Genomic DNA, 13,309 nt, shown 5'->3' with positions numbered 1-13,309 from the left:
CCGCGGGCCGTGCGCTCGGGCGACGCGCTCAGTGCGAGTGGCGGTACGCCTCGAGGTGCTCCTCGGCGCGCGTCGCACCCGTGATCGCGGCGATCAGCTCCTCGTTCGTCGCCGTCGCCCCTGCGAAGGTGCCGTTGTTGCGGCCGTGCCGCAGCACCTCGATCCGGTCGGCGACGGCGCGCACGTCGTTGAGGTTGTGGCTGATCAGCACGACGCCGAGCCCGAGCTCGCGGAGGTTCTCGATGTGCTCCAGCACTTCCGCGGTCTGCGCGACCGAGAGCGACGCCGTCGGCTCGTCGAGCACCACGATGCGTGGATCCCCGATGAGCGTCCGGGCGATGGCCACCGCTTGTCGCTGACCTCCCGACAGCTCTCCCACCTTGGTGCGCACCGACGGGATGCGCGCGCCGAGGTCCCGCAGGAGGCGACGGGCGGTGGCCTCCATCGCACCGTCCGCGAGGATGAACCCGTCGCGCAGCCGCTGCTCCCGACCCAGGAAGAGGTTGGAGGTCACGTCGAGGTTCTCGGCCAGGGCGAGATCCTGGAACACCGTCGCCACGCCAAGGCGCTGGGCGGCCCCCGGCGAGGGGATGCTGACCTCATCGCCGTCGACGGCGATGAGTCCGGCGTCCGGTTGCAGCACACCGGCGATGACCTTCGCGAGGGTGGACTTGCCGGCGGCGTTGTCCCCCACCAGCCCGACGACCTCGTGATGGTGCACCTGGAAGTTCACCCCGGCGAGCGCCTCGACCGCCCCGAAGTGCTTCTCGATGCCGCGCAGCGAGATCAGCGGGACGCGCGCCGTCGTCGGCTCTGTCATCGACGACCTCCCGTCTGTCCACCATCGGAGCTCTGGTGCACGCTGGTGCGCTCGAGCACGGTTGCGAGGGCGCCCTTGACCTCGGCGTGCCTGCCCAGTGCGGCGGGGACCACCTGGAGCGGGGCGATGAGGTTCGGGAGCATGCTACGGCTCAGCTCGCGCCGCATCGGGTCCAGCAAGGTCTCGCCCGCCTCGGCGAGCTCTCCCCCGACGACGATGAGCTGAGGGTTGAGCGACTGGCACGTCGCCGCAAGCACGGTGCCGATCGTCTCACCCGCGTCCGCGATCACGCGGGTGCACCCTGGGTCGCCCTCGGCCGATCGAGACAGGACGTCGCGCAGGGTGAGGTTGCCGTGACTGACGAGCAGGGGCGCCAGCAGCGCATCGGCCCCGACCACCGTGTCGAGGCAGCCGCGTGACCCGCACCGGCAGATCGCACCCGCGGGATCCACGCGGACGTGCCCGATCTCCCCGGCCGTGCCGGCGTAGCCCCGGTGCAGCTGCCCGCTGACGATCACGCCGGCGCCGATCCCGTGGGAGGCGCGCACGTAGAGCATGTCGGAGTACCCACGCCCCGCACCGAGAGTGAGCTCGGCCAGCGCACCCAGGTTCGCGTCGTTCTCGACGAAGACGGGCTTTCCGAGGCGCTTGGCCATCACGTGCGCGATGTGCTCGTCGTCCCAGCCCCGCAGCACGCCGCGCACGGAGATCATCCCGGTCGCCGAGTCGACCGGCGCGGGGACGGCGATGGCGATTCCGAGCAGCTCCTCCAGCGGGGCCTCGATGCGCTCCAGCATGTCGACCAGGAGAATCGCGACCCGGTCCAGCGTGGTGTCGACCCGGTGCTCGAACGGGAGGGGAAGGGTCTGCGCCGCCAGCTCCTCGCCGCCGAAGTCGCCGAGCACGACGCGGGCGAACCGAGGCCCGACCTGGACCCCGGCAGCGAGACCCACCCGGCGGGCGATCGTCACCAGCTGCGCACGTCGCCCGCTGCGGGACGTGCGGCGGACATCGACGATGCCGGCCGCGGCGAGCTCCTTGACGATCGTTGACACGGTCGCGGCGGAGAGGCCGGTCGCCGACGCAAGCTCCACCTGGGTCAGCCCGCCGTAACGCTTGACGGTGTCGACGATCGAGACACGGTTCGCCTCGCGCAGCGACGTCTGCGACCCGGGCGACCACGAACTCACGATGTCACCCTAGAGCGGGCCGGCGCGTGCGGTGGGCGGTGGCGCACGACTCCCCCTCTCCGCGGGCCGCGCCGAACGCGCGGCGGGCCGACCGACTCCGGATCGGCTGCCGCCGCGCGTTCGGCGAGTCCCGCACCACGCCGGGTGTCAGGAACCGCCGCGCCGCTTGTTGATCAGGTCGAACGCCACCGCCACGAGGAGGACGAGGCCCTTGATCGCCATCTGCCACGACGGGTCGACCGTGAGGATGGACAACCCCATGTTGAGCACGCCCATGATCAGCGCACCGACGATCGCCCCGGCCACGCGTCCGACGCCGCCGGTCACCGCAGCACCACCGATGAAGCAGGCGGCTATGGCGTCGAGCTCGTAGTTCTGCCCCGCGGCGGCGATCGCCGCCCCGGCGCGTGCCGTCGTCACGACCGCCGCCACACCGGCCAGAAGACCCATGTTCGCGAAGATCCAGAAGTCCACCCGGGCGTTGTCGACGCCCGAGAGGGCAGCCGCCTGACGGTTCCCGCCGATCGCGTAGATGTGTCGACCGAACACCGTGCGGCCCATGACGAACGAGTACAGGACGATCAGCACGCCGCAGATGACGAGCACGATCGGCGTGCCCCCGGCGGAGTACGACAGGATCACCGTGACGATCGCGATGGCCGCCGCGGTGGCCACGCACTTGATCACGAGCACGGCGAACGACTCCGTGCTCAGGCCGTGCTTGCGGCGCGAGCGGCGCGAGCGGACGAAGGAGTACACGGCGAACGCGATCGCGAGCGCGCCGATCAGCAGCGTGACGACGTCGGCATTGCCGATGAAGCCCAGCACGTTCGGCAGGGATCCCTTGGAGACGGCCACGAACCCGGCCGGCAGGCCGGATATCGTCTCGCCCACCACGACGAGAGCCAGGCCACGGAAGAGAAGCATCCCGGCGAGCGTGACGATGAAGGCCGGCACCTTGACATACGCGACCCAGAAGCCCTGCCACATGCCGACCAGGAGGCCGATCGCAAGGCCGACGACGACCGCTGCGAGCCACGGGAGTCCCCAGTCGCGGATGCTCACCGCGACCACGCCGCCGACGAACGCCACGACCGAACCGACGGACAGGTCGATGTGGCCGGCCACGATCACCATGACCATGCCGATCGCCAGGATCATCACGTAGGCGTTCTGCTGGAACAGCGCCGCGACGTTGTTCGGCATGAGCAGCCGGCCGTCGGTGAGGACCTGGAACAGGAGCACGATGACGATCAGCGCCCCGAAGATCCCGTACTGCCGGGCGTTCCCGGACATCCCGACGAGCCTGCGCATCCCGGAGGTCAGGCCGCCGGGTCCCTGCGGGCTCGGAGTAGTGGCGTCAGCAGTCATCGCGCGTTCACGTCCCTGTCCATGGTCATGAGTTCCATCAGTCGTTCCTGAGTCGCATCGGTGCGGTCCACGACGCCGGTGATGCGTCCCTCGGCGAAGGCGTAGATGCGGTCACACGTGCCGAGCAGCTCGGGCAGCTCGGAGGAGATCACCAGCACCGCCTTGCCCTCCTCGGCGAGGCGGTTGATGATCGTGTAGATCTCGAACTTGGCGCCGACGTCGATGCCGCGCGTCGGCTCGTCGAGGATCAGCACGTCGGGGTCGGCGAAGATCCACTTGCTGAGCACGACCTTCTGCTGATTCCCGCCGGAGAGCTTCCCGGCCAGCGCGTCGACGTTGGGCGTCCGGATCCGCAGGTCCTCGCGAAACCGCTCCGCCACGCCGGTCTCGGCGTCGCGGTCCACCACGCCCCGACTCGACACCTTTCCGAGCGCCGCCAGCGTGATGTTGTGCTGGATGCTGTCGATCAGGTTGAGCCCGTAGCGCTTGCGGTCCTCGGTCGCGTAGACGATCCCGTGCCCGATCGCGGCGCCGACGGTCCGGGTGTCGATCTCCACGCCGTCCTTGAGGACCCGACCGGAGGCGTCCACGCCGTACGACCGCCCGAACACGCTCATGACGAACTCGGTGCGTCCGGCTCCCATGAGCCCCGCGAGCCCGACCACCTCGCCCCGGTGCACGGTCACGCTGGCGTCGTCGACCACCTTGCGTGCGCGGTCGATCGGGTGGTGGACCGTCCAGTTCTCGATCCGGAGGATCTCCGACCCCACCACCGCGGTCCGCTCGGGGAAGCGGTTGTCGAGCGAGCGACCCACCATCCCGCGGATGATCCGGTCCTGCGTCACGGGCTCGTCGCCGTGCACCGCCATCATCTCGATCGTGTGACCGTCGCGCAGGATGGTCACGGTGTCCGCGATCTCCTCGATCTCGTTGAGCTTGTGACTGATGATGATCGAGGTGAGACCCTCCTGCTTGAGCTGCCGCAGGAGGGCCAGCAGGTGCTCGCTGTCCTCGTCGTTGAGCGCGGCCGTCGGCTCGTCGAGGATCAGCAGCCGGACCTCCTTGGAGATCGCCTTGGCAATCTCCACGAGCTGCTGCTTGCCGACACCGATGTCTGCGATCCGGGTCTCGGGCCGCTCCGGGAGGCCGACCCGACGGAGGTACTCGGCGGCCCGGGAGTTGGTGGTGTTCCAGTCGATCACTCCGTGCGTCGCCTGCTCGTTCCCGAGGAAGATGTTCTCGGCGATCGAGAGGTACGGGCTCAGGGCGAGCTCCTGATGGATGATGACCACGCCCAGCGCCTCGGAGTCGCGAATGCTGCGGAAGGCGACCTGTTCGCTGTCGATGACGATCTCGCCCTCGTACGTGCCGTGCGGGTACACGCCCGAGAGCACCTTCATGAGCGTCGACTTGCCTGCGCCGTTCTCCCCGCAGATCGCGTGCACCTCGCCACGCCGGACCTCGAGGTTGACGTCGCTGAGCGCCTTCACGCCCGGGAAGGTCTTGGTGATCCCCCGCATCTGCAGGATCGCGGTGCCAGAGGTGCCAGGGGTGCCAGGGGTGCCAGGGGTGCCAGGGGTGTCTGAGTTGTCCATGATTTCCTCACTGCGTCGTCTCGGCCCCGGTGTCGATCCTGGGAACCGGTGAGCGGGCGGGCGCTGCGACCGCAGCGCCCGCCCTGGTCTCACAGACCGAGGTCGGCCGCGGTGTAGAAGCCGGAGTCGACGAGGACGTTGACGGTGTCCGGCGTGATGACCTGCGGCGGCAGGAGATAGGTCGGGACGACCTTGTTGCCGTTGTCGTAGCTCTCGGTGTCGTTCACCGTGACCTCCTGGCCGGCAGCGATCTCGCTGACCATCGTGGCCACCTGGTCACCCAGCGTGCGGGTGTCCTTCCAGACCGTCATCGCCTGCTTGCCGGCGAGCATGTTGAGCACGTTCGCCTTGTCGGCGTCCTGGCCCGTGAGGATCGGGTAGCCGTCGCCGGGCGTGTAGCCCGCACCGGCGAGGGCCTGCGCGATGCCGAGCGCGAGCGAGTCGTTCGGCGACAGGACGACGTCGACCTTCTCCCCTCCGCTGTAGAAGGAGTTGAGCCGGTTCTCCATCTCGGACTGAGCGGTGTCGGAGCTCCAGCCCTGGATGCCGATGCTCTGCCAGTCGTCGTCCGAGGCGGGCGCCTTGCCGGACGGGACCACGAGCGTCCCGGACTCGACGTACGGCTGCAGCACGTCCCAGGCGCCGGCGAAGAAGAACTTCGCGTTGTTGTCGTCCGGCGAACCGGCGAACGGCTCGAGGTTGTAGGTCTCGGTGGTGTTCTCGAGGTCGAGCTGGTCCACGATGAACTCACCCTGCATCTGACCGACGCCGTAGTTGTCGAACGTGGCGTAGTAGTCCACGTTGTCGGTGCCGTTGATGAGGCGGTCGTAGGCGATCACCGTGATCCCCGCGTCAGCGGCGGTCTGCAGGACCGGCGCCAGAGCGGTGCCGTCGATAGACGCGACGACCAGGATGTCCGCGCCGTCGTTGATCATGTTCTCGACCTGCGAGATCTGCTGGTCGACCTTGTTGTCGGCGTACTGGAGGCTCGTGCTGAAACCGTCGTCCTTGAGCAGCTCCTCGAGGTGGGCACCGTCGCGGTTCCACCTCTCCAGGCTCTTGGTGGGCATGGCGATCCCGACCAGCACATCCCCCGGGTCGGCGCTCGCCGCCCCGCCATCGGCCGACGCGTCACCGGTCGAGCCCGAGTCCCCCCGCTCGGAGCTGCAAGCCGTGAGCGCCCCGAACGAGAGCGCCGCCACCGCCCCCATCGCGGCGACGCGTCGCCAGGTGAATGTCGTGTTCGACATCGTTGTCTCCTCCTGTGTTGCCCCCGGGGCTCGAGCTTCCTCTCGACGCGAGCCTCCGCGCTCGCCGTCGACCCCGAGGATCGTGGCTTGAGTTTAGTTCTCGAAGCCACTGGCTCCGCAACCCCGTACGTCGCTTCGAGTCGCAAACGAGACCGAATCGTTACCGATCGATGCGAGGGGGGTCGCGGGGGTAGGGCGAGACCTCGGCGCAGCCGCAGACGCGAGGCGCCGAGCGAGCCCCGAGCCGAGGGCCGAGGGGTCGAAGCGATCGAGACCCGCGTCAGCGCAGCAGCCCGAGCGCGCGCACCGCGTCGCGCTCGTCGATGAGCTCCGCCACGGAGGCGTCGATCCGCGCGCGCGAGAACGCGTCGATCTCGAGCCCCTGCACGATCTCCCACCGGCCGTCCACGGAGATCACCGGGAACGAGCAGACCAGCCCCTCGGGCACGCCGTAGGACCCGTCGGAGATGCGCGCGGCCGACGTCCAGTCCCCCTCCGGCACCCCGCGCCGGCGCAGGTGGCCGTGATCGATGATCGCGCTCACGGTCGACGCCACCGACGAGCCGCCGCGCGCAGCGATGATCGCGCCACCTCGGGCTGCGACGGTGTCGATGAACGGTCCCTCCGCCCAGGCCCGGTCCACCACCTCGAGGGCCGGCATGTCGGCGATCAGCGCGTGCCGCAGGTCGGGGTACTGCGTCCGGGAGTGGTTGCCCCACACGGTGACGCGGGAGATGTCGCCCACGCTGAGCCCGGTCCGCAGCGCGAGCTGGGCGAGCGCGCGGTTGTGGTCCAGCCGCGTGAGCGCGGTGAAGCGCTCCCCCGGCACGTCGGGCGCGTGCGCCGCCGCGATCATCGCGTTGGTGTTGGCCGGGTTGCCGATGACGAGCACGCGGATGTCCTGCGCCGCGACGTCGTTGATCGCCGCACCCTGCGGCCCGAAGATGCCCGCGTTGGCCTCGAGCAGGTCGGACCGCTCCATGCCCGCGGTGCGCGGCCGGGCGCCGACGAGGATCGCGATGTTCGCGCCGTCGAACCCGATCCGGGGATCGGCGGTGACGTCGACGTCGAGCAGCAGCGGCGACGCGGCGTCCTGCAGCTCCATCGCGACGCCCGCGGCCGCGGCCACGGCACGCGGGTGCTCGAGCATCCGGACCCGCACCGGGGTGTGCGGGCCGAACATCTCCCCGCTGGCGACGCGGAACAGCAGGGCGTAGCCGATCTGCCCCGCCGCTCCGGACAGCGTCAGCGTCACCGTCTGCCGCATGCTTCGGTCACGCACTCGAGGTCCTCCCGCCACTGGCCGACACCCGCGATGGCGCCTGGCGTCGGCCGCACCGCCGGGAGCCTCCCCGGCTCGTCGCGAGGAGGTCCGTCCCGAGGGTAGCGAGGATCGCCCGCCGCGTCCGCCCGACGGCGCACCCACCGCCCCCGAGCGAGGTTCGGTATCTTGACGTCGAGAGTTCTCATCCACCCCGAGCACCCCCGGGAGTCCTCACATGGCCACGATCATCTACACGCACACCGACGAGGCACCGCTGCTCGCGACCTACTCCCTCCTGCCGATCGTCGCGGCGTACGCCTCGACGGCCGGGGTGGAGGTGGACTCCCGCGACATCTCCCTGGCCGCGCGCATCCTCGCGAAGTTCCCCGACGCGCTGACCCCGGAGCAGCGGGTCGGCGACGCCCTCGCCGAGCTGGGCGAGCTCGCCACGACGCCCGAGGCGAACATCATCAAGCTGCCCAACATCTCCGCGTCGATCCCGCAGCTCAAGGCGGCGATCGCCGAGCTCCAGGGCCAGGGCTTCGCCGTCCCGGACTACCCCGAGAGCCCGGCCACCGACGACGAGCGCGCCGTCCGCGCCGCGTACGACAAGGTCAAGGGCTCCGCGGTGAACCCGGTGCTGCGCGAGGGCAACTCCGACCGCCGCGCACCCGCCTCGGTGAAGAGCTACGCCAAGGCCCACCCGCACCGCATGGGCGCGTGGAGCCCGGACTCGCGCACGCGCGTGGCGACCATGGGTCAGGACGACTTCTTCGCCAACGAGCGCTCGGTGGTCATCCCCGCCGACGACACCCTCACGATCACCCTCGTGGGCGCCGACGGCACGCGCACCGTGCTCAAGGAGAGTCTCCCGGTCCTCGCGGGCGAGGTCGTCGACGCCACGTTCATGAACGTCGCCGCGCTGGACCGCTTCCTGGCCGAGCAGATCGCCGCGGCCAAGGCCGAGGGCGTGCTGTTCTCCGCCCACCTCAAGGCCACGATGATGAAGGTCTCGGACCCGATCCTGTTCGGCCACGTCGTCAAGGCGTTCTTCCCCGCCCTTTTCGAGGAGTACGGCGACCAGCTCGCCGCCGCGGGCGTCTCCCCCAACGACGGCCTCGGCGCTCTGCTCGCCGCCGTCGACCGGCTGCCCGACGGCGAGGCCATCAAGGCGGCGGTCGCACAGGGACTCGCGGACGGCCCGGCCCTGGCGATGGTCGACTCCGACAAGGGCATCACCAACCTGCACGTCCCCAGCGACATCATCATCGACGCCTCGATGCCCGCGATGATCCGCGGCGGCGGCAAGATGTGGGGCCCGGACGGCAAGGAGGCGGACACGCTCGCCGTCATCCCGGACTCCTCCTACGCCGGCATCTACCAGGCGGCGATCGACGACTGCCGCACGCACGGCGCCCTCGACCCGGCGACGATGGGCTCGGTCCCGAACGTCGGCCTCATGGCGAAGGCAGCCGAGGAGTACGGCTCGCACGACAAGACGTTCGAGATCCCGGTGGCCGGCACCGTCGAGGTCACTGACAGCGCCGGTCACGTGCTGCTGCGCCACGACGTGCAGCCGGGCGACATCTGGCGCGCCTGCCAGACCAAGGACGCCCCGATCCGGGACTGGGTCAAGCTCGCCGTGACGCGCGCCCGGGCCACCGGGGCGCCGGCGGTCTTCTGGCTCGACGAGGCGCGCGCCCACGACGCGGTGCTCATCGCCAAGGTGCGCGAGTACCTGCCCGAGCACGACACGAGCGGCCTCCAGATCGAGATCATGGACCCCGCCAGCGCGTGCGCGCTGTCCCTGCAGCGTGCCCGCCGCGGCGAGGACACCATCTCGGTCACCGGGAACGTCCTGCGCGACTACAACACCGACCTGTTCCCTATCCTCGAGCTCGGCACGAGCGCGAAGATGCTGTCGGTCGTCCCGCTGATGAACGGCGGCGGCCTCTTCGAGACCGGAGCCGGCGGCTCGGCGCCCAAGCACGTCCAGCAGCTGCTCAAGGAGAACTACCTGCGCTGGGACAGCCTCGGGGAGTTCTTCGCGCTCGCGGCCTCGTTCGAGCACCTCGCGACGACGACGGGCAACGCCCGCGCGCAGATCCTCGCCGACACGCTCGACCGCGCCACGGGAACGTTCCTCGACCGCGACAAGTCGCCCACGCGCCGCCTCGGCGGCATCGACAACCGCGGCTCGCACTTCTACCTCGCCCTCTACTGGGCGCAGGAGCTCACCCGCCAGACGGCCGACGGCGAGCTCGCCGCCGCGTTCGCCGACCTGGCCGCGACGCTCGCGGCGCAGGAGGAGGCGATCGTGGCGGAGCTCGTCGCCGTGCAGGGCAGCCCCGTCGACCTCGGCGGCTACTACCGCCCCGATCCGGCGAAGGCCGAGGCGGTCATGCGTCCGAGCGCGACCCTCAACGAGGCGATCGACTCGCTCACCCGCTAGCCCGCCCGCAGGCCCCTGGGACGCGGGTCTCGCGACCCGGGACGCCTCGACTTCCAGGTTGCACACAGGCTGCGCGTGGAAGGATGTCCGACGGCGTCGCCGCGCGCCCACCCGATCTCTCCCGTCAGGAGCACCATGTCCACCACCCTTCCGCCCGAGTCCGACGCCGAGGCGTCGGCCGTCCTGATCGACGAGGTCGCCGTCGAGCCCGGCTACTCCCTCTTCGCCCGCGTGGGCGCCGAGGTGTTCGGCACGTTCGTCCTCGTCCTCGTCGGCGTCGGTACCGCGCTCTGGTCCGCCGTCAGCGGCGTCGCCGGTTCCGGCCTCGCCGTCCCGCTGGGCTTCGGCATCGCGGTGCTCGGCGCGGCGAGCGCCGTCGGCCACGTGTCCGGCGGCCACTTCAACCCGGCCGTGTCGCTCGGCGCCGCGATCGGCGGTCGCATCGGCTGGCTCGACATGCTCGTCTACTGGCTCGCCCAGATCGTCGGCGGGACGGCCGCCGCCGCGCTGCTGTTCTTCCTCATCCCGTCCGGCCTCGCGGACATCACGGGCAGCTCGAACCGGGCGTGGTTCTCCTCCACGAGCAACGGCTTCGGCGACCACTCCCCGTTCTCGACGGCGGCCCAGGGCGCTGCGACCTTCGGCCTCGGCGCCGCGATCATCATCGAGGTCGTGGCGACCGCGGTGTTCGTCGGCGTCATCATGGGCGTGACCGACAAGCGCGCCAACGTCACGAACGCACCCGTCGCGATCGGCTTCACGCTGTCGGCGCTCATCGCGCTCACCGTGCCGTTCACGAACGGCTCGCTCAACCCGGCCCGCTCGCTCGCCACCGCCCTGTTCTCCGAGGGCTGGGCCATCCAGCAGGTGTGGGTGTTCTGGCTCGCACCCCTGCTCGGCGGCGCGATCGCCGCGCTCGTCTACCGACTCGTGACGCCGGTCCCCGTGATCGCTGGCGAGTGGCCGGAGACCGAGATCACCGAGGAGGTCGTGCTGGCCGAGGAGAGCGACCCCGAGCCCGACGCGCTCGACGCCCTCCTGGCCCGTCAGGCCGCCGCGGTCCCCACGACCGAGGAGACGCCCGAGGTCGAGACGCCCGAGGTCGAGACGCCCGAGCAGCGCGACGGCGAGGCGCCCCGCGCGTAGCCCGCTCGGCACACCGAGCACCACGGCGAAGGGCCGCGGCGAGTCACCTCGCCGCGGCCCTTCGTCGTCCCGCGCCTCAGCCGAGCGGCACGAGGTCCGGCCCGAACGACAGGTAGCCGATCCCGACGGCGAGCAGCACCAGCGCCGTGACGTCCCACCAGCGCGCCCGCGCGATCACCCCGCGCCCCGGCGTGGCGAGCCGTGCGGCGGCCAGGACGAGGAGGCCGATCGCGAAGGTGCGCAACGCCGTCGGGACGTCCGCGACCACTGTGAGCGGCACGAGGAGCGCCGCGAGGAGCAGGCAGGCCCAGCCCAGGCGGTTGAGCCGACGCGACGCGGCGAGCGCGGCCGTCTCGGCCGCGGCGCGCTCGGCCGGATCGGTCGCCGCAGGCGTGGGGTCGGTCACGCCACCCACGGTATCCGTCTCGCTCAGTGCGCGAAGTGCCGCGTGCCGGTGAGGTACATCGTCACGCCGGCGGCCTGCGCCGCCGCGACCACCTCGGCGTCGCGCACCGACCCGCCCGGCTGCACGATCGCGCGCACCCCGGCGTCGATGAGGACCTGCGCGCCGTCGGCGAACGGGAAGAACGCGTCCGACGCCGCCACGGCGCCCCGCGCGCGCTCCTCACCGTGCCCGTTGGCGCGCTCGACGGCGAGGCGGCAGGAGTCGACGCGGTTCACCTGACCCATGCCCACCCCAACCGAGGCGACGACCGCGGAGTCCTCGCTCGCCGTCGCGAGCAGGATCGCGTTCGACTTCACGGCGCGCACCGCGGTCCACGCGAACTGGAGGGCGTGCAGGACACCCTCGTCGGCGGCCTCCCCCGCTACGAGCGTCCAGCGCTCGGCGGAGTCGGAGGCGCCGTCGAGCTCGGCATCGACCGTGTCGACGTCCTGCACGAGCAGGCCGCCGGAGATGGGCCGCAGCTCGCGCCCGCCACGGTGCGGCTGCGGCACCGTGAGCACGCGCACGTTCTTCTTCCGGGTGAGGACCTCGAGCGCGCCGTCGGCGTAGGAGGGCGCGAGCACCACCTCGGTGAACACCTCCGCGATCCGCTCGGCCATCGCGACGGTGACCTCGCGGTTGCTCGCGATCACGCCGCCGAACGCCGAGACGGGGTCGCACGCGTGCGCGGCGGTGTAGACGTCCTCGATCGCCGCGTCCGGCGCGCCGGTCGCGATGCCGCACGAGTTGGCGTGCTTGATGATCGCGACGGCGGGCCCGGCCTGGTCCCACGCGGCGCGCCACGCGGCGTCGGAGTCGACGTAGTTGTTGAAGCTCATCTCCTTGCCGTGCAGCTGCGTGGCCTGCGCGAGGCCAGGGGCGGCGGCGTCGGAGGTGTAGAGCGCGGCGCGCTGGTGCGGGTTCTCGCCGTAGCGCAGCACCGAGGCGCGCTCCCACGTCGCCCCCACCCACGCGGGCGAGTCGCCGTCGCCCGCGACCTGCGCGCCCATCCAGGTCGCGACGGCGACGTCGTAGCTCGCGGTGTGCCGGAAGGCCTGGGCGGCGAGCGTGCGGCGCTGGGCGAGCGTGAAGCCGCCGGCCTCGACCGCCGTCGCGACGTCGTCGTACGCCGCGGGGTCGACGACGACGGCGACGCTCGGGTGGTTCTTCGCGGCCGCGCGGACCATGGACGGCCCGCCGATGTCGATGAGCTCGATGCACTCGTCCTGGCTCGCGCCGGAGGCGACCGTCGCCGTGAACGGGTAGAGGTTGACGACCACGAGGTCGAACGGCTCGATGCCCTGCTCCGCGAGGGCCGCGACGTGGCTCTCGAGGCGGCGGTCGGCGAGGATCCCGGCGTGCACGCGGGGGTGCAGGGTCTTGACGCGGCCGTCGAGCATCTCGGGGAAGCCGGTGAGGTCCTCGACCTTCGTGACCGGCAGGCCGGCGCCGGCGATGGTGCTCGCCGTCGAGCCGGTGGACACGAGCTCGACGCCGGCGGCGACGAGCCGCGTGGCGAGCTCGACGAGCCCCGTCTTGTCGTAGACCGAGACGAGGGCGCGCGCTACCCGGACGACGTCGGGGGCGGTGGCGGTGAACGAGGCGTGCACAGGGACAGGCTGAGACATGGTGCTCCAGACGACCGGATCGGTGAGGTCGGGCTGCGGGCCCAGGCGATCGGCTCCGCAGGGTCTCGAGCCGCCGTGCGACTCACCCAGCACTGGGCCGCTCCCCGGTGGTGCTCCACCCGTTCGCCAGTCACGGCCCGGGGCAACT

At 71.2% G+C, this 13,309-nt stretch carries 10 protein-coding genes and 1 riboswitch; of the genes, 2 read left to right on the top strand and 8 right to left on the bottom strand.

The features are described 5' to 3' along the window. Window positions 1-28 precede the first annotated feature (28 nt). The 6 genes from AC3AQ1_RS12790 to AC3AQ1_RS12765 form a co-directional block, all read right to left on the bottom strand. On the bottom strand, window positions 29-820 hold the full coding sequence (locus AC3AQ1_RS12790; RefSeq protein ID WP_108719295.1) for an ATP-binding cassette domain-containing protein: 792 nt from the start codon (window positions 818-820) through the stop codon (window positions 29-31). Then, a complete protein-coding gene (locus tag AC3AQ1_RS12785; protein ID WP_108719294.1) occupies window positions 817-2,010 on the bottom strand; it encodes an ROK family transcriptional regulator in 1,194 nt (397 codons plus the stop codon). Before AC3AQ1_RS12785 ends, AC3AQ1_RS12790 begins: the two co-directional genes overlap by 4 nt. A 147-nt stretch (window positions 2,011-2,157) precedes the next feature. Beyond that, window positions 2,158-3,381 (bottom strand): multiple monosaccharide ABC transporter permease, encoded by a 1,224-nt coding sequence (gene mmsB, locus AC3AQ1_RS12780; protein WP_108719293.1) that lies wholly within the window; start codon window positions 3,379-3,381, stop codon window positions 2,158-2,160. Then, window positions 3,378-4,901, bottom strand: a complete 1,524-nt coding sequence (gene mmsA / locus AC3AQ1_RS12775; protein ID WP_234417969.1) for a multiple monosaccharide ABC transporter ATP-binding protein — start codon at window positions 4,899-4,901, stop codon at window positions 3,378-3,380. Before mmsA ends, mmsB begins: the two co-directional genes overlap by 4 nt. Window positions 4,902-5,065: 164 nt before the next feature. After that, complete coding sequence (chvE, locus tag AC3AQ1_RS12770) at window positions 5,066-6,226, bottom strand: multiple monosaccharide ABC transporter substrate-binding protein (protein ID WP_199916477.1); 1,161 nt, start codon at window positions 6,224-6,226, stop codon at window positions 5,066-5,068. A 280-nt stretch (window positions 6,227-6,506) separates the two neighbouring features. After that, a complete protein-coding gene (locus AC3AQ1_RS12765; RefSeq protein ID WP_108719291.1) occupies window positions 6,507-7,493 on the bottom strand; it encodes a malate dehydrogenase in 987 nt (328 codons plus the stop codon). Between the two features lie 232 nt (window positions 7,494-7,725). Here AC3AQ1_RS12765 and AC3AQ1_RS12760 point away from each other — a divergent pair, with 232 nt between their 5' ends. Both AC3AQ1_RS12760 and AC3AQ1_RS12755 read left to right on the top strand, forming a co-directional pair. Beyond that, the gene (locus AC3AQ1_RS12760) at window positions 7,726-9,942 is read left to right on the top strand and encodes an NADP-dependent isocitrate dehydrogenase (protein ID WP_108719290.1); all 2,217 of its coding nucleotides are present in this window, start codon (window positions 7,726-7,728) and stop codon (window positions 9,940-9,942) included. Window positions 9,943-10,077: 135 nt separating this feature from the next. Continuing rightward, window positions 10,078-11,088 (top strand): aquaporin, encoded by a 1,011-nt coding sequence (locus AC3AQ1_RS12755; RefSeq protein ID WP_234417504.1) that lies wholly within the window; start codon window positions 10,078-10,080, stop codon window positions 11,086-11,088. A gap of 76 nt (window positions 11,089-11,164) precedes the next feature. Here the strand turns inward: AC3AQ1_RS12755 and AC3AQ1_RS12750 are convergent, their stop codons facing one another. Further along, on the bottom strand, window positions 11,165-11,494 hold the full coding sequence (locus AC3AQ1_RS12750) for a hypothetical protein (RefSeq protein WP_108719289.1): 330 nt from the start codon (window positions 11,492-11,494) through the stop codon (window positions 11,165-11,167). Window positions 11,495-11,517: 23 nt separating this feature from the next. Continuing rightward, window positions 11,518-13,161, bottom strand: coding sequence for a bifunctional phosphoribosylaminoimidazolecarboxamide formyltransferase/IMP cyclohydrolase (purH, locus tag AC3AQ1_RS12745; protein WP_108720204.1), 1,644 nt, complete (start codon window positions 13,159-13,161; stop codon window positions 11,518-11,520). Window positions 13,162-13,223: 62 nt separating this feature from the next. Beyond that, window positions 13,224-13,305, bottom strand: a riboswitch (ZMP/ZTP riboswitch). Window positions 13,306-13,309: the final 4 nt, after the last annotated feature.

The organism is Miniimonas sp. S16, from assembly GCF_057748195.1.
The sequence above is the reverse complement of the archived record's forward strand: the minus strand, read 5'-3'. Positions and strand labels throughout refer to the sequence as shown.